The 23,536-nt window shown below is 61.2% G+C and carries 19 protein-coding genes and 1 pseudogene; 7 read left to right on the plus strand and 13 right to left on the minus strand.

Going from position 1 to position 23,536, the window contains the following annotated elements; translation table 11 throughout:
* Positions 1 to 44: 44 nt before the first annotated feature.
* Positions 45 to 1,241, minus strand: a complete 1,197-nt coding sequence (locus NCR39_RS10435; protein WP_250452121.1) for an acyltransferase family protein — start codon at positions 1,239 to 1,241, stop codon at positions 45 to 47.
* A 210-nt stretch (positions 1,242 to 1,451) separates the two neighbouring features.
* Here NCR39_RS10435 and cysC point away from each other — a divergent pair, with 210 nt between their 5' ends.
* Positions 1,452 to 2,057 (plus strand): adenylyl-sulfate kinase, encoded by a 606-nt coding sequence (gene cysC, locus NCR39_RS10440; protein ID WP_250452122.1) that lies wholly within the window; start codon positions 1,452 to 1,454, stop codon positions 2,055 to 2,057.
* Positions 2,058 to 2,080: 23 nt separating this feature from the next.
* Positions 2,081 to 2,896 carry a sulfotransferase family protein gene (locus NCR39_RS10445; protein ID WP_250452123.1) on the plus strand — a complete coding sequence of 272 codons (816 nt, stop codon included), beginning with the start codon at positions 2,081 to 2,083 and terminating at the stop codon, positions 2,894 to 2,896.
* 52 nt (positions 2,897 to 2,948) lie between these two features.
* Here the strand turns inward: NCR39_RS10445 and NCR39_RS10450 are convergent, their stop codons facing one another.
* The 6 genes from NCR39_RS10450 to NCR39_RS10475 all read right to left on the minus strand — a co-directional run bounded on the left by NCR39_RS10450 (position 2,949) and on the right by NCR39_RS10475 (position 12,348).
* Positions 2,949 to 4,442, minus strand: coding sequence for a mannose-1-phosphate guanylyltransferase/mannose-6-phosphate isomerase (locus tag NCR39_RS10450; protein ID WP_250452124.1), 1,494 nt, complete (start codon positions 4,440 to 4,442; stop codon positions 2,949 to 2,951).
* Positions 4,443 to 4,505: 63 nt separating this feature from the next.
* A complete protein-coding gene (locus NCR39_RS10455; RefSeq protein WP_250452125.1) occupies positions 4,506 to 5,474 on the minus strand; it encodes a glycosyltransferase family 2 protein in 969 nt (322 codons plus the stop codon).
* A gap of 38 nt (positions 5,475 to 5,512) precedes the next feature.
* Positions 5,513 to 6,091: an acyltransferase gene (locus tag NCR39_RS10460; RefSeq protein ID WP_250452126.1), complete on the minus strand. Its 579-nt coding sequence runs from the start codon at positions 6,089 to 6,091 to the stop codon at positions 5,513 to 5,515.
* Positions 6,092 to 6,107: 16 nt separating this feature from the next.
* Complete coding sequence (locus NCR39_RS10465; protein ID WP_250452127.1) at positions 6,108 to 7,343, minus strand: glycosyltransferase family 4 protein; 1,236 nt, start codon at positions 7,341 to 7,343, stop codon at positions 6,108 to 6,110.
* A 31-nt stretch (positions 7,344 to 7,374) separates the two neighbouring features.
* Complete coding sequence (locus NCR39_RS10470) at positions 7,375 to 10,866, minus strand: methyltransferase domain-containing protein (protein WP_250452128.1); 3,492 nt, start codon at positions 10,864 to 10,866, stop codon at positions 7,375 to 7,377.
* Between the two features lie 114 nt (positions 10,867 to 10,980).
* Positions 10,981 to 12,348, minus strand: coding sequence for an ABC transporter ATP-binding protein (locus NCR39_RS10475; protein WP_502800203.1), 1,368 nt, complete (start codon positions 12,346 to 12,348; stop codon positions 10,981 to 10,983).
* A gap of 438 nt (positions 12,349 to 12,786) precedes the next feature.
* On the opposite strand from NCR39_RS10475, the gene NCR39_RS10480 reads away from it, so the two are divergent.
* The 4 genes and pseudogenes from NCR39_RS10480 to NCR39_RS10490 all read left to right on the plus strand — a co-directional run bounded on the left by NCR39_RS10480 (position 12,787) and on the right by NCR39_RS10490 (position 17,263).
* On the plus strand, positions 12,787 to 13,614 hold the full coding sequence (locus NCR39_RS10480) for an ABC transporter permease (RefSeq protein ID WP_250452327.1): 828 nt from the start codon (positions 12,787 to 12,789) through the stop codon (positions 13,612 to 13,614).
* A pseudogene (locus NCR39_RS29885) lies at positions 13,604 to 14,170 on the plus strand (ABC transporter ATP-binding protein); the annotation flags it as partial. The gene NCR39_RS10480 and the pseudogene NCR39_RS29885, both read left to right, overlap by 11 nt.
* A gap of 267 nt (positions 14,171 to 14,437) precedes the next feature.
* Positions 14,438 to 15,040: a Wzt carbohydrate-binding domain-containing protein gene (locus NCR39_RS29890; protein WP_502800204.1), complete on the plus strand. Its 603-nt coding sequence runs from the start codon at positions 14,438 to 14,440 to the stop codon at positions 15,038 to 15,040.
* Positions 15,041 to 15,301: 261 nt separating this feature from the next.
* Positions 15,302 to 17,263 (plus strand): glycosyltransferase family 2 protein, encoded by a 1,962-nt coding sequence (locus NCR39_RS10490; protein WP_502800205.1) that lies wholly within the window; start codon positions 15,302 to 15,304, stop codon positions 17,261 to 17,263.
* Between the two features lie 30 nt (positions 17,264 to 17,293).
* On the opposite strand, the gene NCR39_RS10495 is transcribed toward NCR39_RS10490, so the two are convergent.
* Genes NCR39_RS10495 through rfbB form a run of 5 tightly spaced genes read right to left on the minus strand, consistent with a single transcriptional unit; the run spans position 17,294 to position 21,575 of the window.
* Positions 17,294 to 18,184, minus strand: a complete 891-nt coding sequence (locus NCR39_RS10495; RefSeq protein ID WP_250452132.1) for a glycosyltransferase family 2 protein — start codon at positions 18,182 to 18,184, stop codon at positions 17,294 to 17,296.
* A gap of 11 nt (positions 18,185 to 18,195) precedes the next feature.
* A complete protein-coding gene (gene rfbD / locus NCR39_RS10500) occupies positions 18,196 to 19,077 on the minus strand; it encodes a dTDP-4-dehydrorhamnose reductase (RefSeq protein WP_250452133.1) in 882 nt (293 codons plus the stop codon).
* On the minus strand, positions 19,074 to 19,625 hold the full coding sequence (rfbC, locus tag NCR39_RS10505) for a dTDP-4-dehydrorhamnose 3,5-epimerase (protein WP_250452134.1): 552 nt from the start codon (positions 19,623 to 19,625) through the stop codon (positions 19,074 to 19,076). Before rfbC ends, rfbD begins: the two co-directional genes overlap by 4 nt.
* The gene (rfbA, locus tag NCR39_RS10510) at positions 19,610 to 20,503 is read right to left on the minus strand and encodes a glucose-1-phosphate thymidylyltransferase RfbA (RefSeq protein WP_250452135.1); all 894 of its coding nucleotides are present in this window, start codon (positions 20,501 to 20,503) and stop codon (positions 19,610 to 19,612) included. The genes rfbC and rfbA overlap by 16 nt, the downstream gene beginning before the upstream one ends.
* A gap of 10 nt (positions 20,504 to 20,513) precedes the next feature.
* On the minus strand, positions 20,514 to 21,575 hold the full coding sequence (gene rfbB, locus NCR39_RS10515) for a dTDP-glucose 4,6-dehydratase (RefSeq protein WP_250452136.1): 1,062 nt from the start codon (positions 21,573 to 21,575) through the stop codon (positions 20,514 to 20,516).
* Positions 21,576 to 21,918: 343 nt separating this feature from the next.
* Between rfbB and NCR39_RS10520 the strand changes: the two genes are divergently transcribed.
* Positions 21,919 to 22,761 (plus strand): symmetrical bis(5'-nucleosyl)-tetraphosphatase, encoded by an 843-nt coding sequence (locus tag NCR39_RS10520; protein WP_250452137.1) that lies wholly within the window; start codon positions 21,919 to 21,921, stop codon positions 22,759 to 22,761.
* On the opposite strand, the gene NCR39_RS10525 is transcribed toward NCR39_RS10520, so the two are convergent.
* The gene (locus NCR39_RS10525; RefSeq protein ID WP_250452138.1) at positions 22,730 to 23,533 is read right to left on the minus strand and encodes a lysophospholipid acyltransferase family protein; all 804 of its coding nucleotides are present in this window, start codon (positions 23,531 to 23,533) and stop codon (positions 22,730 to 22,732) included. The two genes, NCR39_RS10520 and NCR39_RS10525, sit on opposite strands and share 32 nt — an antisense overlap.
* Between the last annotated feature and the right edge of the window lie 3 nt (positions 23,534 to 23,536).

The following is a 23,536-nucleotide window of genomic DNA, read 5'->3' on the forward strand; positions in this document are numbered from 1 at the left end:
CCCATGCAACGCGGCGAGAATATGTGGCCCGACTTGCGCCGTCGTCACCGGGAGACAAGCGTTGCCGGAGAATCGGCGAGCGGCCGCCGACGCCGCCCCACCGAGTGACCCATGGCGATGAACGGACGCTCGATCAGCGCATAAGTGCACGCCGCGAAAACGCACAACACGACAGCGCAAGACAACAGGGCAAGCCAATAATGCACCGGGCTTGAAACCGCCCATTGCTTGAATGGCTCGTGCCAGAACAGCAGGGTCATCGGCAAGCCCTGCAGCAGATAGATTCCGTAGCTGATGTGGCCGAGACGTTCAGCCGAACGCAGCCGGAACAGCCCGAACAGCGACGCGCCGTTGCAGATGCACAAAAACGCGATGCCGATGAGCGCGATCTCGAGGATACCGGCGTGCGTCGTTGCAAAGCTGAACAGAATGATCATCGCGGCGAGCGCGACGAGTGACAGCGACCAGTCCGGCATGCGAAGCCGAATGCCCTCATGCAAAAGAGACGCAGTGGTTATGCCGCAAAAGAAAGCGGCCGGCAGACACGCGAGTTCGCTTCGCATCGTCAACATCAGAGAGAACGATGCCGCGGTTCCCACGAGGGCAAACGCAATATGCATGCGTGCCCGGACGAACAGAGACAGCACGATCAGTGAGAAATAAAACCACCATTCGTACTTGATGCTCCAGGTAACGCCCATCAGGATGAATACGGTCCACGGAAAAGCATTGATCGGCGACATTTCATCGCTGAGACCGAAAGCAAGCCACCGTGCCGATTTGTCGAGAAGCGAGGACAGTGGCTCGTGCAATTCCCAGCCAGTGCGCCAGAACACTATCGCGATCATTAAAAGCACCGCAAAGACATACAGCGGTGCGATGCGAAAAAAGCGGCCCACATAAAGGCTACGCCAATCCGGTCGGCCCCGCGTTTTGAGCAACCGACCCCAAAACAGAAATGCCGTGATCATGAAAAAGAACATGACCGCCACCCCGCCAAGCGGGCGATAGAACAATTTCTCCGGCGCGGCCCACTTTCCGTCGACGACATAGCTGTAGTTGATGATGCCGTGATACAGCATGACCGACAGTGCCAGGAACCCGCGCAGACCGTCGATAGTAGCTACGCGGCGCCCCGCGGTTTCAGTCGCGTCGACGAATTTGAAGATCGGCAATGAAAAGAACAGGCACAGCGCGGCGAGAACCAGAAAATAAGGCAGGAGACTATATAAGGACATCATTCTCGCTCGTGGGGGCGCAAATATTTGCAACTGTCTTGCTGTGCGGTGGAAACCGAAATTTTGACTTTTGCTGTTACCGGCTCCGGTGCCCGCAAGCATCTGGCCCGCTCACGGCCTGATCGAGTGAGCCCTTTTGAGCGACGGCAAAGCTGAATTGTTGGCAAGATAACACAACTGGTATCCTTCCTGCTGAATGTGAATCAAGTCCATTTGTACACCCGCATCATGCATGAACTCCCCACTAAAGCACATCAGACCCGCTACGGTCATCCTGGCGCCATTATCTGGCTTACAGGACTTTCCGGAGCCGGAAAATCGACTCTCTCACTCAATCTTGAAAGGCGGCTTTTCGAACAAGGTTATTTCGTCACCGCATTGGACGGCGACGAATTGCGAGAAGATCTGAACGCGGATCTCGGCTTCTCCCCGAGCGATCGCACCGAAAACGTGCGCCGGGTCGCGGCGGTCGCGCGCTTCATGGCCAATCGTGGTGCGCTCGTCATCGTGTCGCTCATCTCGCCCTTCGAGGAGGATCGGCAACGCGCTCGCGCGGCCTCCCACGTTCCGTTTCGCCTGGTTCACGTGGATGCGAGCCTCGATGTGTGCCAGCGCCGCGACCCCAAAGGATTCTACGCACGGGTTGCGAAAGGCGGCATTCAGCAGTTCACCGGCGTCACTTCACCGTACGAGCCGCCCCCTTCTCCCGACCTCCTTCTCAAAACCGGTGAGTTGTCGATTGCCGCGTGCATCGACCGTCTCGTTCGCCTGGTTGAAGAAGCGGCACCTCTTGAGCGCCGTACCCCTCAAGAACATTAAGGTTTCAACTCGAGATTCAAACGATGTTCATACTCTTCGGTTCGCCGCGTTCCGGCACGACGCTCTTCAAAGAGAGCCTCAACCTGCATCCTCAAGTGCTGATTCCGTTTCAGACTACGTTCATCAGCCCGGTCGCCCATCTCATGGGCTCGATCAGAGACTGGAGCAAAGCACGGCCGCTCGTCGAGCAACTGATCGTTTCCACCGACGACTACGCCTCGACCCTCGAGCCACACATAAGCAGAGCCGACGTGCACGATGCGCTCGACCACGCAGAGCCGACGGTGGCTGGCGTCCTCAAGGCGATATACGGGAAAATCGCTGCGAACACTGGCAAGGCAATCGCGGGCGACAAGACGCCGGATGACCTGCTCTCCATCCGAAAGCTGGAAGAAGTTGGCGTGCTCGCGAGCGATATCAAGTTCCTGCATATCGTTCGCGATGTGCGCGGCGTGTTGTCGTCATTGCGGAACGTCTCATGGGCTCCGGCTGGAATCGAGGAGTACTTTCCGCGCCTCTGGAACTACACCAATCTGCATCTATTCCGCGCAATGCAGGGGCAGCCGAACTATTTGATGGTGCGCTACGAAGACCTGGTGGCGAATCCCCGGGACACGCTCCAGAAAAGTTCGGCGCTGCTCGGATTGCCGTTCGACGAAGCCATGCTGGACCATGCCGCACGCGCGCCCGTGCTTCGCCACGACCAAAGCCACCTGAACTTGTCTCAGCCGTTCCAGTCGGAGCGAGCCACCTCGTGGACGAGGTCGCTCGACGCCGACGTTCAAAAGCATTGTCACGATACTGCCGGCGAAGCGCTGCGCGTGTTCGGCTACGCTTGACGGCTGCGCCGAAGCGCCACGTCACAAGCACCGCGCTCGCGACGTTGGCGCGTTAATTCCGCCCGTACGTGTCCTCGTACCGAACGATGTCATCCTCACCCAGGTAGCTACCCGACTGGACCTCGATCATCGCGAGCGGAATCTTGCCCGGATTCTTGAGGCGATGCTTCTGGCCGAGCGGAATGTAGGTGGACTGATTCTCGGACAGCAGGACAGTTTCATCGCCGCGCGTGACGAGCGCCGTGCCGCTGACCACGATCCAGTGTTCCGCGCGGTGATGGTGCATCTGCAAGGACAGTTCCGCACCGGGATTGACGACGATGCGCTTGACCTGAAAGCGCGGATCGCAATCGATCGAGTCGTACCATCCCCAGGGACGATAGACCTTTCGATGGTGTACCGCCTCCGAACTGGCGCCCGACTCGAGCCGTGCAACGACGCGTTTCACGTCTTGCACCTCGGAGGTCTTGGCTACGAGGATCGCATCCGGCGTTTCGACGACGATCAAGTCTTCGGTACCCACACAGGCGATGAGCCGTCCCTCCGAGTGAGCGAACGTATTGCTCGCCCCTTCGAATATCACGCGGCCCCGCGCGACGTTGCCCGCATCGTCCTTGGGCATCAGGTCCCAGATCGCATCCCACGAACCGACATCCGACCAGCCCGCAGTCAACGGCACCACGACACCCCGCGCCGGCGAATCCGGCCTGTTCAGATGCTCCATGACCGCGAAGTCGATGGAATCGGACGGGCTCGCGGCGAAAGCTTCGGCATCCAGACGCACGAAGTCCCGGTCTGCGCTCGCGTGTTCCACCGCCCTGGATACTGCGGTCCCGATGTCCGTGCAGAAGTGCTCGACGAGCCGAAGCCATACCGACGCACGAAGAACGAAGATGCCGCTATTCCACAGATAATCGCCTGACGCGACGTAGCGCTCGGCGACTTCACGATTCGGCTTCTCGACGAACGCTTCGAGCCCCAGGGCGCCGCGTTCGCCGGCCGGGCCGGATGCCTTGATGTAACCGTATCCCGTGTCCGGGCGCGTGGCCGTGATGCCCATCGTCACCACGTGACCGTCAGCCGCTTCGTCGGCGGCCACCGATACCGCGCGGGTGAACGCCGACAGTTCGGTAATGGCGTGATCGGCCGGCATGACCAGCATGATTGCATCGCGGCCATTTTGCGTGAGCAGCCGTGCAGCCGCCGTCAGTGCCGGCGCCGTATTTTTGCCGACGGGCTCGAGCACGATCCGGCTTTGGCGGCCGACCTGCCGCAACTGTTCCGCAGTCGTGAAGCGATGGTCTTCCCCACACACGACCATCACTTCGTCCGCCACGCGCCGCGTGCCCTGAAGACCGTCGAGACGTCGCGCCGTTGCCTGCAGCAGCGAGTCGTCGCCGAGCAAGTTGATCAATTGCTTCGGAAAGTGTTTGCGCGAAAGAGGCCAGAGCCGCGTGCCGGAGCCGCCGGCCAGAATCACCGCCTGCAAAGGCACTTCATGCCGCTCGTCTGCCCTGTTGAAACTGGAAGTTGTGATCTGTGTCATCGCTGTTTATGTGTGGATCGGCGCCGACGAACGATCCCGGAACGTCCCGGCGCCAACCAAGAATCAAGCCGTGACCGCTGCGCGAAACGCCGACGCGTTGCGCGGGTCCGACGCGTAATCATAGAAAGCGCCGCGGGTCGCGAAGGCCGGCAGGATGGTCTGGAAGAAAACCAGCAACTCGGTGAACTGCTTGTTGCGCAGAAACTGCACGAACGCGTTCAGATCCTGCTCGTTGAGTCCCGCCGAGAACAGCCGCGGCCCGGACTGGAAGAGACCCTGAGCGATAACGGCCGCGATCTCGACACGTACCTTGCTGATATCTTCCTTGATGGTGTTCCGCTCGTGCACGCGATACACGATGTGCTCGTGATCGAGATCCAGATGCACGGAATCGTGTGCGAACGCGTACATGAGGAAATCGAGGTCGTGACAGTAACGCAAGGGCTGGAAGCCGCCGGCCGCTTCCCATAGCTTGCGCGAGAACACCATGTTGGACGTGGTCGCGACGAAGTTCTCGTTCATCAACGCAAGTTGCGGCAGCCCCGTGCTGACAAGGAACTGACGCGCGCGGCCGAGCCAGTCGATCGCCACGCCGGCTTGCTGGCGAACGCTGTCGTCGTCCATGATGCCGACGGCACCCGATATGAGTCCGACGGAAGGTCGTTCGCTCAATACGGCGCGGCAGTACGCGAGCTTCTCCGGCGAAAAAACGTCATCCGAATTGAGCACCGCCACATACTCGCTCCGGCTGATGCCGATTGCACGATTCAACGTGTTGTGAGCGCCCGCGTTTTCCTGCTTGTAGACGCGCGCATGGCTGACCTTGGCCAGGGCGCGCTGCGCGAGTTCGAAGCCGTTATCCGACGAGCCATCGTCGATGAGGATGATTTCATCGGCGGGCGACGTCTGCGCCAAAACGCTTTCCAGCGCGGACTCGATGTAGCGCGCGTGATTGTAGAGCGGCACGACTACCGAGATGCTCGGTCCGGTGAGCGCACCGGTCACTTCCTTGCGAGATTTGAAGATAGGCATGATGTGGCTGCGAAGACGGTCGGGCGATGATCGGCCCGTCATTGAATGTCGGTGTCGAAGAAAGGAAAGTACCGCGATTTATAGTGCAAGTCTCGCGACCGCTCCTTGATGAAGCGAGCCGGATTCCCGCCGACGATCGTGTACGGTTCGACGTCGCGCGTCACCACCGCACCCGCGCCCACCACCGCGCCCTCGCCGATGCGCACGCCAGGACAGATGATCGCGCGTGCACCAATCCACGCGTGATCCTCGATCACGACGGGCTTGCACAGACAGACGAAGTCCGGATTCTGCGGATCGTGCGTGAGCGTCTGAATCAACGTGTAATGCGAGACGTTCACATTGTTGCCAATGGTGAGAGGCACGCGTCCGTCGAGATAGGTGTAGCGGTTGATGACCGTGTTGTCGCCAATCGAGATGTGATAGCCGGTTACGAAACACCCCATCGCCATGCTCGAGTCGCGGCCCATCCGCACCTGGCAGAAACGGCGCAGAAACCAATGGCGGGGGCCGTACGGCATCCAGTTCATGAACAGGTGATTGCCGAGATAAAAGCAAACGGCAGGCTTGAAACGCCAACGTATGAATCGATAAAAAGTCTTCAGAGGGCCGAGCATGATCCTGTCCGCCTGTTCAGTGAGCCTTGCGCCGTTCGCGCACCACGTTCTCGATGATCTGCTCGTACCGCTTCACGATGGCGGAAAAATCGAAGCGTTCGTAGATCTTTGCCCGCCCGGCTCGCCCCTTCTCGCGCCACTTTTCACGGTTCGACGCCATTTCGTCCATCGCCTGTGCGAGAACCGGTGCGATCTCATAGCTGTGCGGCTTGTACGCGAGTTCGTCGAGCAATGCCGAATTGAGTCTGGGCGTGTCGCCGTACTCGTTGGGAATCAGCATGCCGATGTCGCTGTCTTCGATCACCTCTGCCGAGGCCCCCGTGTCGGTCAAGATCATCGGCTTCTGATAGAACATGGCCTCGTTCATGGCAATGCTCCAGCCCTCGATGAACGAAGGCAGCAGGAAGGCGTCGGCAATCCGGTGCACATCCTCGACGTCGGGGAAATAGCCCGGCATCAGAATGTGACCATCGAGTCCATGCTCGCCGAGGTAGCGCCGGAGTTCCTCGACGTGCGGCGGATACACGACATTTCCGACACACAGAATCTTCACGTCGCGGCGGCGCTGGAGCAGGTGCTTCATCGCATCCGCCATGATGTAGTGACCTTTGTGAAGGTTATACGAAGCGATATTGGCGAATACGTAATCCGACTCGGACAATCCGAGCGCTTCGCGCGTGAGTTTGACCGGCTTCTTTTCGCGCGCCTCGTGCTCCGAGATGATCAGTCCGTTCGGCACGGTGATGACCTTGCTCGCCGTCACGCCAAGATTCTCGACCGCGTAACGCGTGGCATTGCGCGAAACGGAAATGTAGCAATCGACGTAGCGGTCGTTTTCCGCGAAGGCGCGCGCCTGTTCCTGTGAGAAGAATGCGTAGACGTTGTGAATGAAGGTGATGTTGGGAATTCCGCGCTCCGCAAAGAGTGGATAACCCGTGTTCGAGAAATGCGACATCGACACATCGATGTCGAATTGCTTCAGCGTTTTCCGATAGGCGCCGAGCACGTCGCCTGCGGGCAATCCAATGACGCGTAGGCCTGCAGCCTGCGCGACGCTACCCAGATGGCCGACCTTTCCCGGCGTGACGATGGTCACATCGAAGCGCGCGCGATCGAACGCGAGGGCCGAATCGAGAACGACCTTTTCGAGGCCGCCCTTATCGAAGGAGGCGAGTTCGATCAGGACGTTGAGCTTGTCCTTCGGCGCGCTGTTCGAGGTCTTGCGAAAAAAAGATAAGAGGGATTGCAGCATGTCCGGTTCTGGTCAGTGTGTCGCCGGGATATCAGGCGAGGACGTTGAATGCGTTGGCGCGCAGCTTGTGCGAAGTTCCGCTCGACCCGATGGACCCGAGCAGCGAGGCCATCTTCGCGGCAACGCTTTCCACCGAGTATTCGGCCATCGCTGCCGCGAAGCCCGCATCGGCCAGGCGGTTCCACAGCGCCTCGTCTTCGTGCAGGCGAATGATCGCATTCGCGATTTCTTCCGCGTCGTCGCCTTCGAGCACATGTTCCTCGTTCACGAGACCCATGCCCTCGCTCGCGACGCGACTCAACACGCAAGGCAATCCGTGCAGCAGACTCGACACGACCTTGCCCTTGATGCCGGCGCCGAAACGAAGCGGCGCGACCGACAGGCGTGCCCGCTCGAGCACGCCATCGAGGTTCTCGACAAAGCCGACGATCGTCACGCCTCTCGCAGGATCGTGAAGTGCCTGAACTTCAGGCGTCACATTGCTGCCGACGATGTCGAGCTTGGCGTGCGGAAGGCGTGCGATGACCTTCGGCCAGATGTCGTTGACGAGGAACGTGACCGCGTCGACGTTCGGCCTATGCGCAAAACCGCCGACGAAGATCACGCCGGAACGGTCGGAGAAGGTCTTCTCCGAACGCGTCGGCAGGCGCGGGATTGGAATCCGGTGCACGTTCGCCGCAGGCAAGGTGCGCTTGACGATTTCGTACTCGAGACGACTCACCACGATAGTCGCATCCGACTTGCTGATCGCGCTGATCTCTTCCCTGCGCAGCGACAGGGCCAAATCGAGGGCCTCCGCGGACCGCTCGTGGATGGCCGCCCGCTCCTCGCGCAGATAGTGCAGGTCAACGGTTCCGAAGACGACCTTGACGTGCGGCGCGCCCACCTTGAGGGGTTCGATGACATGGCGCGCGACGATCACGCGCTGCGCCAGCACCACGTCGGCCTGCGCCGCCTCGGTCATGACCAGGCGATTGAGCGACTCCAGGCCGCGGGCGTATTGCACGCGCACGCCCCATCGCCGCAGCGCATCCGAATAGGATTCGACCGGCTTGTCTTCGAACGCAGCGATGAAACTGACTTCGAAACCGAACTCCTGGAAGATGCGCATGTACCAGAACACGTCCGCAGAGCCGGAGTCCTGGTCGGGCTTCGGAACGAACGCATCGATCAGCACGACCTTCGGGCGCTTGGCCAGCGTGAGCGGGCCGCCGTTCGCGCCCGCCGACACGAAAGTCGTCTCGAAGCGCTCGCGCAGCGCCCAGCGCTGGTAAGCGTCGTTCCACTTTTCGTCGGCATTCGGCTCGCGTTCCACCGTCTGCTCCAGGCTGACGAAGCGCGCAAAAGGATGGCAGTAGATGTGTTCGCCCAGTTCAGCGATGCGCAGCGCAATGCCCGCGAGGCCCGCGCCAAACGGCGTTTCCGCTCCGAAATCCGCCGCGATCTGCTGCCATGTGCGCGTTCTAATCGCGACGAAGCCGGGGCCTGCGGAGGACACGCGCGTGACGGCATTCACGAGCGGACTTTCCGCCGTCAGTCCGACGCCGTTGGGCTTCAAACGTCCGTCCGCCTCGATGGCGGCGCCCGCGCTGCGCACGACGCCTTGCTCGTCGATGACCAGGGCCGCGAACGCGGCTGCGTCGCCGAAGCGCGCGAAGCCCTGGACCAGGGCATCGAGCCAGCCGGCTTGCGCAATCAGCAAGTCCGACAGAAGAACCACGTAGTCGCCCTCGGGGGCGCCGAGAACATCGCGCAACGCTTCGAGCGAGGCTACGGCCCGCGTATCGCCGAGAACATCCACGTTGAATTGCTTGGCGACAGCGGACGCCTGTGCGCCGACGACTACCACCCGCACCGGGACTTCGTCGCCGTGCTCGCTCAATGCGGCAAGGCATTGATGCAGTGCACGCTCATCGCCCGAATGGAGGATGACGACAGTCGCACGCGGATTGCGATGGGCAACGAACGGCCGCACCGTCGCCAGCGCTCGCGTCTGCGCGGTCGCGGCCGGCGCTGTCGTGACGACAGGCGCTGCGGCGGCCGCTGCGGAAGCTTCCACGGGTGCGGCAGAAGCAGCGGGGACCGGAGGCGCGGGTTGATGCGCCGCCGGCGAGCGGGTTGCGGCGACGCCGCGACGCACGCCGCGCAGCTTTCTGACAGCGAACCGCAGCGGCTTCGTGATCCACCAGGACGTCGACGCGTAGATCGCGGCGATCTGGGTTTTCAGTGCCTCATTCTCGCCGCGCAGCACGGCCTCGATCTGAACGTAAGCGCGGCTTTGCCGCACGCCATCTTGCACCTGATCGAGGACCGAATGCGATTGCCTGACCTGCTCGCCAATGCCGTTGAGCAGACTGATGACGTTCGACTGGTCGCTCAGGCGATGATTCAGCTCCTTGGCGGTCCCCAGTTGATCATTGAGCCGGCTGCACTCCTGATTGAGCCGGGCAATTTCCTCTTCCAGGCGCACCGTTTCCGCGGTCAGTTCGCCGACCCTGGCATCGCGCTCAGCGCCCGAAGCGCTGATACCGACAATCTCCTCGTTGAGACGGACGATCTCCTCGTTGAGCCGGACGGTCTCCACGGTCAGCGAGCCCACCTTTGCGTCGCGCTCGAGCACCGCCTCGGTCAGCCGGACGGTCTCGGCGGTCAGTGTGCCGATCTCCTCACCCCGGCCTAGCGTTTCGGTGGTAAGCCGGGTGATTTCGGTAAGCTGCGCGCCGATCTGCTGATTGCGGGCGTCGTCATAACGGGCGAACGACAGGGCGCCTTCCAGCACGTCGTCGTCCGGCTCGGGAAGCGGACCATCGGATGCGAGCGCCACGAAATAGACCGGATCGACAATGCCTGCCGTTGCCCGGTACTCGTTGGGCGCGACTTCCGACCAGTAGGTCACCTGCTTCGCGCCCTCACGGCCTTCGCGGAACAGCATAGATCCCGCCGTCGGTTTCTGCTCGTAAAGCACGAAGTTCTTGAAGCCGCTCTGCAGCCACGCAATGAACTCGCCGCGATCCAGTTCGCGCACGTGGAACTCGTTGGGCGGCGCGCCCGGCGGCGAATACACCGGACGGTTGGGCGTGGAGATTATCATCAGACCATCGGGCCGCAGCACTCGCCGCGCCTCTGTCATGAATGCTTCGTGCTCGGTGAAATGCTCCAGCGTCTCAAAGGAGTTAAGAACGTCCACGGAGGCATCCGGTAGAGGAATCGCCGTCGCACTGCCATGCAGGAAACGCAGATTGGTTTGCTCCGCGTAACGCGCGCGCGCTTTGTTCACCGCCTGCTCGTCGATGTCCACGCCGATAACCTGCTTCGCGGATTGCGCCAGCACCGCCGAGCCGTATCCCTCGCCGGAAGCGATGTCGAGCACTTCCTTGCCCTGGCAAAGCGTGGTCGAGAACAGGTATCGATGAAAGTGTTCGTACTGGATAGGACCGCCGACTCCCGGAAGATAGCGCTCCCCAGTGAACTCGTGGCCGCCTTCTGCGCCCTTGAATTTGAACGTTCGGCTCGTGCTTTTCATATTGGATTTCCTACCGGCGACCGTCTGTGCAATCTGACCGGACAACGATGTCGTTGAAATTTTCCGCCCTGCGCTGCAATCGCGCCGGGATACATGCTTTCTTGCGTCGTGGCGTCACGCCTTGGCGACTTCGACCTGCGTCATTGCCACACCGATCAGTTCGTACCGGACACGCGAGGCATGAACCCTGAGCGGCACGGCGTCGTGAATCCAGTGCAACTGGACATGACTATATTGAGTGCCCTCCGCCACAGCCACGTTGATCGTGAAGTCTCCGATCGGCAGCACCGGCATGACGAACGAGAATTCCGCGCGCAGTACATCATTCTGCTCGCACCGCACAGGATTGTCGGCAAACGTTCCGAACGTGTTCGCGCCAAACAGGTCCTGGCCGCGGTCGTTCTTGATATAGAAACCTATTATGGGGGAAGCAAGCGCTTCGCCGATGGCCACCGACACCTGCAATATCACGGACTCGCCGCCCACCACCCAGTCCAGCCGGCGCCGCGCGGAATCGAGGATGGCGACGTCGGCGATTCGCGCGCCGCCCGAACCGAAAGACTGCGAATCCGGGCTGAACGGCAGGATTTCGATGTCGTTGCGCAAGGACGAGCCGTTGATCAGGTCACGGCGAACGTCACGGCTGGCACCGCGACGAGGCGCGAGACCGGACGTGCTTCCACCGCTCGCCGGCGTGCCCGCGCTGTAGTAGGTCTCGAGGTAGGCAGTGCATACGTCGTCGGGATCGCCCTGCGCAACCACTTTGCCGTGATCCAGCCAGATGGCCTTGGAGCACAGCTTGCGAATGGACGACGTGTCGTGACTCACGAACAAGATGGTCCCGCGCTTCTTGAACTCATGAAGAAAGCGGAAACACTTCTGATTGAAGAAGGCGTCGCCGACGGCGAGGGCCTCGTCGATCACGAGGATGTCGGCGTCGACGTGAGCGATGACTGCGAACGCGAGACGGACGAACATTCCGCTCGAATACGTCTTGACCGGCTGGTCGATGAACTCGCCGATTTCCGCGAATTCGACGATGCTGTCGTAGCGCTCGTCGATCTGTTGACGCGAGAGTCCGTACAGCTGCGCATTGAGATAGACGTTCTCGCGCCCGGTGAATTGCACGTCGAAGCCGGAACCCAGCTCGAGCAGCGCGGCAACCTTCCCCTGGACCGAGATTGAACCCGATGTCGGCGCAAGCGTTCCGCAGACGATCTGAAGCAAGGTGCTTTTGCCCGAGCCATTACGCCCGATGATCCCGACTGTCTCGCCGACGGCGACGGAGAAAGTCACGTCGGCCAGGGCGGAAAAGGTCGTGGAATCGGCGTTGGCAGCGTTGTCGCCTGCAGCGGATGCGCGCGCGGCGAAGCGCCTCGCGACGCCCCGGATGCTGCGCTTGAGCCGATCCGATGGTCGAGCGTAGGACTCGTATGCCTTGCTAATGCGGTGCGCCTCGATTGCCGTGCCACCAGAACTCAACAGTTGTCCTTCCAACCCGCCTCCATGCGAAGACTGAGACGGCCAAACAGGAGCGTCGTGCATGCCCACAGCTGACCAGCGCCTGAAAATCAAAACGGATAATGTTACAGCATTCCCCGTGCGAAAAAACGACAGCGCCGCAGTGCCGCGCCGGCCCGTCCCTGCTGAAATCCGCCCCACCCGCCGTGGAATTGCGCCGCGACGAATTCGCCATGCACGACTATTGCAATTCTTACACTTCGACACAGCCTCCGCGATGTGACTGGCGGCGGCGCCAATAATGCGTGTGAGATAATTCCGCGTTTATCGCAGCCCGGGCCGGTCAGTGCCAGCCTGCCGCTGCACGAAATTCCAGACCCTGGCTCCGCGCAAGCTCGACAGCGCGTTTTGGGCGAATCAAGCGCCCGGCCTTATTACCTGTTGAATCCAAGATCGTCTATGCAAAGCTTCAGCGTTTCGCCGCGGTATCTTGCTGCCTCTCTTTTGAAGAACAGACGACTCATGTTCGACTTGGGACGACGCGACGCGGTCGGCCGCTACAAGGGTTCGTTTCTCGGCATTCTGTGGTCGTTGCTCACACCGCTGTTCATGTTGTGCATTTATACGTTCGTATTCAGCGAGGTCTTCAAATCTCGCTGGAGCGGCGGCGGTGCGCAGAGCGCCAGCAAGAGCGAGTTCGCGGTCGTGCTGTTCGCGGGCATGATCATGTTCAATCTGTTTTCGGAGTGCATCACCCGAGCGCCGTCTCTCATACTTTCGAACTCGAACTTCGTCAAGAAGATCATCTTCCCGCTCGAGATCCTTCCTTGTGTCACGCTGCTCTCGGCGTTGTTTCATTTCTGCGTGAGCGTGTTCATTCTGCTGATCGCCGAGTGGCTGATCGTCGGTTCAGTGCCCGTCACGGCGTTCATGTTGCCGATCGTGCTCCTGCCGCTGTGCGTGCTGATACTCGGTATCAGCTGGGCGCTGGCCGCGACCGGGGTTTATCTGCGCGACATCGGACAAACCATCGGAATCCTGGTCACGGCGCTCATGTTTCTGTCGCCGGTGTTCTTCCCGGTGTCGTCCCTGCCGGAACAGTTCCGCTCGCTGGTTTACATGAATCCCATGACGTATCCCATCGAACAGAGCCGCGACGTGCTGGTCTGGGGCGTATCGATCGACTGGTCGCGCTGGAGCGTGTACTCGGGCATCGCCCTCGTCGTCGCCTGGTTCGGCTTCGCATGGTTCCAGAAGACGCGCAGAGGGTTCGCCGATGTCATCTGAGGTCGTGATTCGCGGCACGCGGCTAAGCAAGGGATTCGACTCATACGAGCGGCCCACGGACCGGCTGAAGCAGAGTATTTACGGTGCAGCCAGCAGGGCCGTACTGGCGCCGTCCGCACGCCGCTTCCTGAGCGAGCGCGCGCGCGGCTGCGTGCGAACTTTCTGGGCGCTCAAGGACGTCGACTTCGAGGTCTCCCGGGGGGAAACAGTTGGCATCATCGGCCGCAACGGCTCCGGAAAGAGCACGCTGTTGCAGATCATCTGCGGCACCCTCGCGCCGACGGACGGAGAGATCGAAAGACGCGGGCGCATTGCAGCGCTGCTCGAACTGGGTTCCGGTTTCGACGTCGAATACACCGGCCGCGACAACATCTATATGAACGGACAGCTCCACGGCCTGAGCCGGGAGCAGATCGACGCGCGGCTGGACGAAATCATTGCTTTTGCGGACATCGGTGAGTTCATCGATCAGCCCGTCAAAACGTATTCCAGCGGTATGTTCGTGCGCTTGGCCTTTGCCGTGATCGCCCACGTCGACGCGGACATTCTGGTCATCGACGAAGCGCTCTCGGTGGGAGATGCATTCTTCACTCAGAAATGCATGCGCTTCCTGCGCCGTTTCCAGCAGACCGGAACCGTGCTATTCGTGAGTCACGATTCTTCGGCCGTGCGCAGCCTGTGTGATCGCGTGATCTGGCTCGATCACGGCACGCTCCGTGAAATGGGGGAAGCCAAGCGGGTCTGCACGAGCTACTTCGAAACGTTCTATGAGCGCCAGCAGCCTGAGCGCAGCAATGCTCGCGGAGACGATGGCGGCGAAGGAATGGCGCAACAAGTGAGCCGCCTCGCAGCGCTACGTGCCGACGCGCAGACCGCCGATCAACGGCAGCGTTTCATCGCCGCTGCAAAAGACGAAGCGGCGCCGGTCGTCCTGCGGCCGCTTGCCGTCGACACGCAGCACTTGCCCACAGTACGCCCGAAGCCGATCATTCGCACAACCACGCTGCTGGGCGAGGAAGGGGGCGCGATAACGTGGGTCGTCGGCCGAGAGCACGTGCAACTGGTCGTGCAATTGGACAACCCGCTGGAGGGCGACACGCCAATCGTCGGTTTCGTGGTCAAAGACCGGCTCGGTCAGCCACTTTTCGGTGACAACACTTCTTTCACATCGAGTGTGCCTGCGCCAGCCGGCGAGACGAAGCAGATCGCAGCGCGGTTCGTGTTCGAGATGCCTACGCTTCTTCCCGGCGAGTATGCGATCAGCGTCTATGCGGCGCGACGCACGACGGCCGAGGACGTCCTTCTCGACGCCATGCTCGATGCGTTGATCATCCGGTCCGAATCTACTGCCGTCGCAACCGGTATCGTCGGGATGCGGATGAGTAATATCAATTTGTTCGTCGCTTCGGAACTCGAAAAGGCGTGATCGACACCGCCGAGGCGCCCTACGCTTGCCTGATGAACCACGTTCCTTTTTGTTGAACATATGACGATCGGCCAGGACGACCGAGACCAGACAGCCACTGCCGGCACATCGATGCAACCGTCGCAAAGTGCGCTCGACCTGAGCCGGGCGCACGCGCGCATTGTCGAGCTCGAGGGTCAACTCGCTCGCGCGCTGGCAGATCTCCAAGAACAAAGCGCCGCCGAGAGCGAGCGCGTGAAGCTCGCTGTCGAGCTGGATCGAATGCGTCATTCGCCGTCGTGGCGCGTTACCGCCCCGTTACGACAGGCCGAGACGATCGCAAAGGCCGTGAAGATTCTCTTCGATACGGTGCGGCGTCAGGCTCAGGCGCGCAACGGATACGGACGTGCACTCACCTACTATGCCGGCATGGCGCGTCGGGAAGGCATCTCCGGCATCAAGGCTCGCTTTCGACGCGTCCGCACCGGTGCGGGTTTCAGCGACTGCGTCCCGTCTGACGAGGACTATCGAGCGTGGGTTAGCGAGTACGACACGCTGGGCCCTGAACAACGCCGGCGAGCCGAGAGCTTGCTGGCGTCCCTCGCTGGAAAGCCGCTCATTTCGATCATCGTTCCCACGTACAACAGCGATCCGGCGTTGCTCCGGGAGATGATCGAGTCGGTCAGAGAACAGATTTATCCCAACTGGGAACTCTGTATTGCCGATGACGCGTCTACCGATCCTGCCGTTGCCGAAAGCCTGCGCGCGTGGATGGCGCAGGACGCGCGCATCAAAGTCGTCTTTCGCGCGACCAACGGTCATATCTGCGCGGCGAGCAACAGCGCGCTCGAACTCGCTGCAGGCGAATTCGTTGCGCTCCTGGATCACGACGACATACTGCCCGCACATGCGCTTCTGATGGTGGCTCGCTATATCGATGCGAACCCGGGCGCGCGCATGCTCTACAGCGACGAGGACAAGCTCGATTCGCACGGTCTGCGTACGACGCCGTATTTCAAGCCGGACTGGAATTCGGTCCTGTTCCTGACGCAGAACATGTTCTCCCATCTCGGTGTTTTCGAGACTGCGCTCGTCAGGCAGGTTGGCGGATTCCGGATTGGCTTCGAAGGAAGTCAGGACTACGACCTCGCGCTCCGTTGCCTGGCGGTCGCGGGCGCCGACGCGGTCGTGCACATACCGCACGTGCTCTATCACTGGCGAATCACGCCGGTCAGTACAGCGGGCAGTGCCAGCAACAAGCCGTATGCGCTTCAGGCAGCCGTTCGTGCCGTGAACGAACATTTGCAGCAAACGGGTGTGGCAGCCTCGGTCGAACCCATGTTCGGCGATTCCGGCCTGCTCCGCGTGCAGTATTCGACACCCTGGCCGCTGCCTAAAGTGTCGATCATTATTCCGACGCGCGACGGGCTCGCATTGCTCAGGCAATGCATCGACAGCATTCTTCAGAAGACCACTTACCGAAACTTCGAGATTATCGTGGTGGATAACGGGAGTATCGAAGCTGAAACGCTCGACTACTTTCGAGAGATCGTCAAGGACGCGCGGGTTCGCGTGCTACGCGACGAATCCCCGTTCAATTTCTCCGCGCTCAATAACGGCGCGGCCGCGCAGGCAACCGGCGACTATCTTTGCCTCCTGAACAACGATATCGAAGTCATTTCGCCGGATTGGCTGAACGAGATGGTGGCGATCGCATCGCAACCGGGCAATGGCGCGGTGGGCGCGGCGCTCTGGTATCCGAACAATACGCTTCAGCACGGCGGCGTGCTGATCGGGCTCGGCGGCATCGCGGGCCATATGCATCATTCGTTGCAACGCGGCAGCCTCGGCTACTTCAATCGAGCGGTCGCCGTTCAGAATCTTTCGGCAGTGACCGCCGCCTGCCTCGTGATCCGGCGCTCCATCTATGAAGAAGTGGGCGGCCTGAACGAGGAACTCGCCGTCGCTTTCAACGACATCGATTTCTGCCTGCGCGTGCGGGAAGCCGGTTACAAGAACGTTTGGACGCCGTTCGCCGAGCTCTATCATCATGAATCCGCGACCCGTGGGTCGGACATGAGTTCGGAGAAGTATCAACGCTTCCTGAAGGAAATCCGCTGGATGGAGGAGCGCTGGGCCGGACACTTCGAGCTGGACCCTGCTTACAACCCGAACCTGTCGCTGAGCGTCACGGTTCAGCCATTTACCCTTGCGGCGCCGCCCCGTATTGAGATGTTGCAGTGATGCGTCCGCAGCAGCCGCGCGCCGGATGCTTCAGCGGGCCCGATAAGGTCCGAGGCGCCGCCTGAGGCCGTCACAGATGCCGCGCCACACCATCAGCAGATGCTGCCTGCGTTGACTGGGAAAGAAACAATAGATGAGCACGCGCCCCGGCAGTTTCACCAGCTCAGTGCTCTTCCACGTCGCCGGCATGTTCGAACGGGCGATCAACGCAATCACATTTCGAAACTGATAATAGTGACGCAGCGGTCCGTGCATTGGATAAGTGCGCCCCAGCACGCGCACAGGCTCGCCGCCGAGTTGGTGGCTGAGGCGCACCCACGGAACGCCGACCACGCGAAAGCCTAGCCGCCTCGCTCTTACGCACCATTCGAGATCGACGTAGTCGATAAAAAGCGCATCTTCCATCGGGCCGATAGCCGACCAGAAGCGCAGATTCAGGCACGAGCCGGACGAGATGAGGAAATCGACATCGATTGGGACGTTTCCTTCCGGCGCGATACGCCCGAGCTTCCACCATTGAAAGCGAACGAATGCCGCCACGCCGCCGAGCCGGGCATCCTCGTACGCCGGACCTGCTAGCGCGATACGTTCGCCGCTTGCATTGGAAGCGGCAAGAATCTCGGGCAGCTCGGTCAGCAACGAGCTGGGCGGCTCGCTGTCCTGATCGAAAAGAATGGCGAAATCGAAACCCGCGCAGACGAGTGCATCGACTCCCTGATTGATGGCAGTTGCGATACCCAGGTTTTCAGCGTTCGCCCGATAGTCGATATCCGGCGACAATCCGAGCGTCTCAGGCGTCCGAGCGGTGGGCGTATTGTCGATTACGACGCAATGGAGACGCGCGGCAAGACGGTTGACTCGTTCGATGCACGCTTCGTCGGGCTCATAAAATACGACGACCGCGCCGGTGCGATGTGACACGGAAGCGGCGTTCAACGATCTGCCAGCGAAAGTCGCAACGCTTCTTGCCAATCAGGGGCCTGCAGGCCGAATGTGTCCAGCAGTTTGCGATTGGACATTCGCGAATTGGCAGGCCGCTTCGCAGGCGTCGGATAGGCCGACGCCGGAATAGGCTTCACTTCCGGCTTTTTCTCCGACGCCGACAGCGCGAAAATCGCCTGAGCAAACCCATGCCACGACGTCGATCCGCCCGCCGTCAGGTGATACACGCCCGATTTCTGCGCCCACCAGCCATCGTCCCCGGCAACGGCCTGCGCCAGCACATTCGCCGTCAACGCCGCGATGGTCACCGACCACGTCGGCGCGCCGATCTGATCCGCGACGACGCTGAGTTCATCGCGTTCCGCGCCGAGCCGCAGCATCGTCAGCAGAAAGTTCTTCCCACGCGCGCCGTACACCCAGCTCGTCCGAAAAATCAGATGATCGCAGCCAGAAGCAGCGATGGCCTGCTCGCCGGCGAGCTTGCTCTTGCCATAGATGTTCTGCGGATTCACGGCATCGTCTTCGACGTAGGCACTTTCTTTCGTGCCGTCGAATACATAGTCGGTCGAATAATGCACGAGCGCCGCGCCCAAACGCTTCGCCTCTTCCGCCAGCACGCCGGGCGCTTCGCCATTGGCGCGCATCGCGGCCTCGACATCGCTTTCCGCCTTGTCCACCGCCGTGTACGCAGCCGGATTAACGATCAACGCCGGCTTCACTTCGCGCACCACGCGACGAACCTGATCGAGATCGCCGAGATCGAGCCGGCTACGATCGACCGCAACCACGCGACCCAGGCCTTGCAGCGTCCGCGCCAGCTCGAACCCCACCTGACCATTGACGCCAGTCAGCAGAATCGTGCGTTCACTCATGCGAACACCTCAGCTTCCGCGAGCCGCTTTCCTGCCGCATCCTTCGCCGCGAGCATCGGTTCGAAGTCGATCGGCCATTCGATGCCGATCTCCGGATCGTTCCACACGATGCTTCTCTCGTGCGCCTGATACCAGTAATCCGTCGTCTTGTAGAGAAACTGCGCCGTCTCCGACAACACGACGAACCCGTGCGCGAACCCCGGCGGCACCCACAACTGCCGATGATCCTCTTCCGACAGATTCACGCCCACCCACTTGCCGAAGTTCGGCGAGCTCTTGCGGATATCGACGGCGACATCGAACACTTCGCCCTCGACCACACGCACGAGCTTCCCCTGCGCATGCTGAATCTGATAGTGCAGCCCGCGCAGCACGCCCTTCGCCGAACGCGAATGATTGTCCTGCACGAACTCGACGCCCGCTTCCACATGCTCGGCGAACTCGCGCGCATTGAAGCTCTCGTAAAAGAAGCCGCGGGCATCGCCGAACACCTTCGGCTCGATGATCTTGACTTCTGGCAACGCCGTTGCCGTTACCTGGATGGCCATGCGACTTGGTCCTTCGGAAGATTGAGCAGATATTGACCGTAGCCGTTCTTCGCGAGCGGCTTGGCGAGCGCGAGCAATTGCTCGTCGCCGATCCATTGCTTGCGGTAAGCGATCTCTTCAGGGCACGCGACCACGAGCCCCTGACGCTTCTGCAGCGTCGCAATGAAGGTCGCCGCTTCGATCAGCGAATCGTGCGTGCCCGTGTCGAGCCACGCGTATCCGCGGCCCATGATCTCGACATCCAGCTTCTGCTGTTCGAGATAGCGCGAATTGACATCCGTGATTTCGAGTTCGCCGCGCGGCGACGGCTTGATGTCCGAGGCGATATCGCAGACGTTGTTGTCGTAGAAATACAGACCCGTCACCGCGTAATTGGAGCGCGGCTTCGCAGGCTTTTCCTCGATGGACAGCGCGCGGAAGTTGCCGTCGAACTCGACGACGCCATAGCGCTCCGGATCATGCACGTGGTACGCGAACACCGTCGCGCCGTCGGTGCGTGCGTCGGCGCTCTCGAGCTGCTTCGCGAGATCGTGCCCGTAGAAGATGTTGTCGCCGAGAATGAGCGCCGAAGGATCGTTGCCGACGAACTCCTTGCCGATGATGAACGCCTGTGCCAACCCGTCCGGCGACGGCTGAACCGCATACTGAATGTTCATGCCCCACTGACTGCCGTCGCCGAGCATCGACTCGAAGCGCGGTGTGTCCTGCGGCGTCGAGATCACGAGCACGTCACGAATGCCTGCGATCATCAGCGTCGAAAGCGGATAGTAGATCATCGGCTTGTCGTACACCGGCAGCAGTTGCTTCGATACTGCATGCGTGATCGGATAAAGCCGCGTGCCGGACCCGCCGGCGAGAATGATGCCTTTACGCGCCATGCCGTGCTCCTTATGCGCGCTGTGCGTAGTTCGTCTCGACCCACTTCCGGTATTCGCCGGAAGCGACTTCGTCCGCCCACGGCTGATTGTCCAGATACCACTGGACCGTCTTCGCGAGGCCGGTTTCGAACGTTTCCGCCGGCTTCCAGCCGAGTTCGCGCTCGAGCTTGCGGGCATCGATTGCGTAACGACGGTCGTGGCCGGGACGATCCTTCACGTACGTGATCTGATCGCGATACGAACCGCTCGCCTTGGGCTTTTTCTCGTCGAGCAAGTCGCACAGCGTATGAACGACTTCGAGATTCTTCTTCTCGTTCCAGCCGCCGACGTTGTACGTCTCGCCGGACTTGCCGTTGGCCAGCACTTCGCGGATGGCCGAGCAATGGTCGCCGACATACAGCCAGTCGCGCACATTCTGGCCGTCGCCATAGACAGGCAACGGCTTGCCCGCGAGCGCGTTCGCGATCATCAGCGGGATCAGCTTCTCAGGGAATTGATACGGACCGTAGTTGTTCGAGCAGTTCGTCGTCAGGACCGGCAGGCCGTACGTATGGTGATACGCGCGCACCAGGTGGTCGGAACCGGCCTTCGTCGCGGAGTACGGGCTATTCGGCGCGTAAGGCGTGGTTTCGGAAAATTGCGGATCGGTCGCGGACAGCGAGCCGAACACTTCATCGGTCGAAACGTGCAGGAAACGGAAGGCTTGCTTCTCGGCTTCCGGCAGCGCGCTCCAGTACATGCGCGCGGCTTCGAGCAGCGTGAAGGTGCCGACGACATTCGTCTGCACGAAGTCCGCCGGGCCGTGAATGGAGCGGTCGACGTGGCTTTCCGCTGCGAAGTGAAGGATGGCGCGCGGCTTGTGCTTCGCGAGCAGTTCGTCCATTGCTGCGCGGTCGCAGATGTCGGCGCGGGCGAACAGATGGCGGGCGTCGTCCTTCAAAGATTTCAGGGTGCCGAGATTCCCCGCGTACGTCAGCTTGTCGACGTTGAGCACGGGTTCATCGGAGCCTTCGAGCCAATCCAGAACAAAATTGGCGCCGATAAAGCCGGCGCCGCCCGTCACGAGAATCATAAATACCCTTTTAGCTACTTAGTCCAAATGGACTATGAACACACTGGCATCGTATGGAAAAAATTGCTTGTCGGACGATAATGCGCGCAATCACTGAATCTGTTACCGCTCGCGATCACAATCCCGCCATACGTTTAGGCGCCAATTATAAAGCCACGAGGTGCAAAAACTACATGGCTAACAACTTGATACAGCCTACCGTCGGCGGAAACGCGCGACGGGCTGTCGCTGTCAATATTTGTCGGCCGACGGTCTTCATTGCCTGTTTCATAATGGCCGCATAATCCCTGCGACGTTTCTCTCGGCATCGCATAACGCGCTTCGCACACCGCATAAATACCCAATGACCGACGCATCCAATAGCCGCTCCGCCCCGCTCGTTTTCGGCGACCTCCAGGGCTGCTGCGACCCTTACCATCGCCTGCTCGAAAAAGCCGCACCTTCGCCCGACACGCCGCTCTGGTTCGCGGGCGATCTCATCAACCGCGGCCCGAAGTCGCTGGAAACGCTGCGCGAAGTGATCGCGCTCGGCCCGCGCGCGACCGTCGTGCTCGGCAATCACGACCTGAACCTGCTCTCCGTCGCGGCCGGGCTGCGCAGGCCGAAGAAAGGCGACACGCTCGACGATATCCTCGCCGCGCCCGACGTCGACGATCTCATCGACTGGGTGCGGCACAAGCCTGTCGCGCATTACGAAGACGGCGCGCTGATGGTTCACGCGGGCGTCGTGCCGCAATGGGACGTGACGATGACGCTCGAACTCGCGCACGAGCTGGAAACCGCGTTGCGCGCGCCGAACTGGAAGACCACGCTGGCCGATTTGTACGGCAACGAGCCGCATCGCTGGGACGATTCGCTGACGGGCATGGATCGCCTGCGCGTGACGTACAACGCGCTGACGCGCATTCGCTTCTGCACGGCGGAAGGCGCCATGGAGTTCGCCAACAACGGCGGCCCCGATACCGCGCCGCCCGGCTACATGCCGTGGTTCGACGCGCCCGACCGTCGCACGCGCGACGTGACGATCGTCTTCGGACACTGGGCCGCGCTCGGCCTGATGATTCGCGACGACGTCCTCTGTCTCGATTCGGGCTGCGTCTGGGGCAACAAGCTGTCGGCGGTCCTGCTGACGAAAGATCCCGCCGCGCGCGTGCTCACGCAGGTGAGTTGCGCGATGAAGAAGTGACCGGCTCGACAACCGGCGTTTCCGCGACGACAGCCGGCGCGCCGCGCATGCGTTCCAGCGCGGCCTGAACCGCCGCCTGCGCCTCGCTCGCGAGCAAGCGCCGCTCGGCGCCGGGCGCAAGCGGATCGCACACGTAGAGATGCGCGGTGACCGGGCCGCCGCGCAAGAGCGCATCGAGCGAATCGTTGAGCGACATGTCGCCGATATAAGCCGGCGCGGTCGTCTGCCTGCCGCGCGCATCCTCGTACATCAGGCAGACGGGCTGCACCGGACACGACGCCGACACCGCCGCCTGAAACATGTTCGCGTGAAACGGCAGCAAGGAAACGCCATCGCTCGTGGTGCCTTCGGGGAACACGAACATCGTTTCGCCTGCGAGCAAGCGGTCGGCGAGTTCGTGCATGATGCGCTTCGCGTCGCTGCGCTTCTCGCGCTGCACGAACACCGTGCCGAGCTGATCCGCGAGCCACCCGACCACCGGCCACTTGCGAATCTCGGCTTTCGAGACGAACGGCGTCGGACGCCACGCGTTGATCACGTAGATATCGATCCACGAAACGTGATTGCCGACGACGAGCACGCCCGCATCGAGCCGCGCGCCGTCGTTATGCACGACGAGCTTCATGCCCGCGAGCCGCAGCATCTCCAGCGACCACGCGCGATTCATCGCCATGCGCTCGCTCGCCGTCGCGTGCGGAAAGCGCCGCGCGACGATCCACGCGCCGCGCAACAAATGAACCGCCAGGCGCAGCTTGCGCAACACGAAGTTCATGAA

The sequence above is a fragment of the Caballeronia sp. ATUFL_M2_KS44 genome (assembly GCF_023630965.1).
Lineage (GTDB): Bacteria > Pseudomonadota > Gammaproteobacteria > Burkholderiales > Burkholderiaceae > Caballeronia > Caballeronia concitans.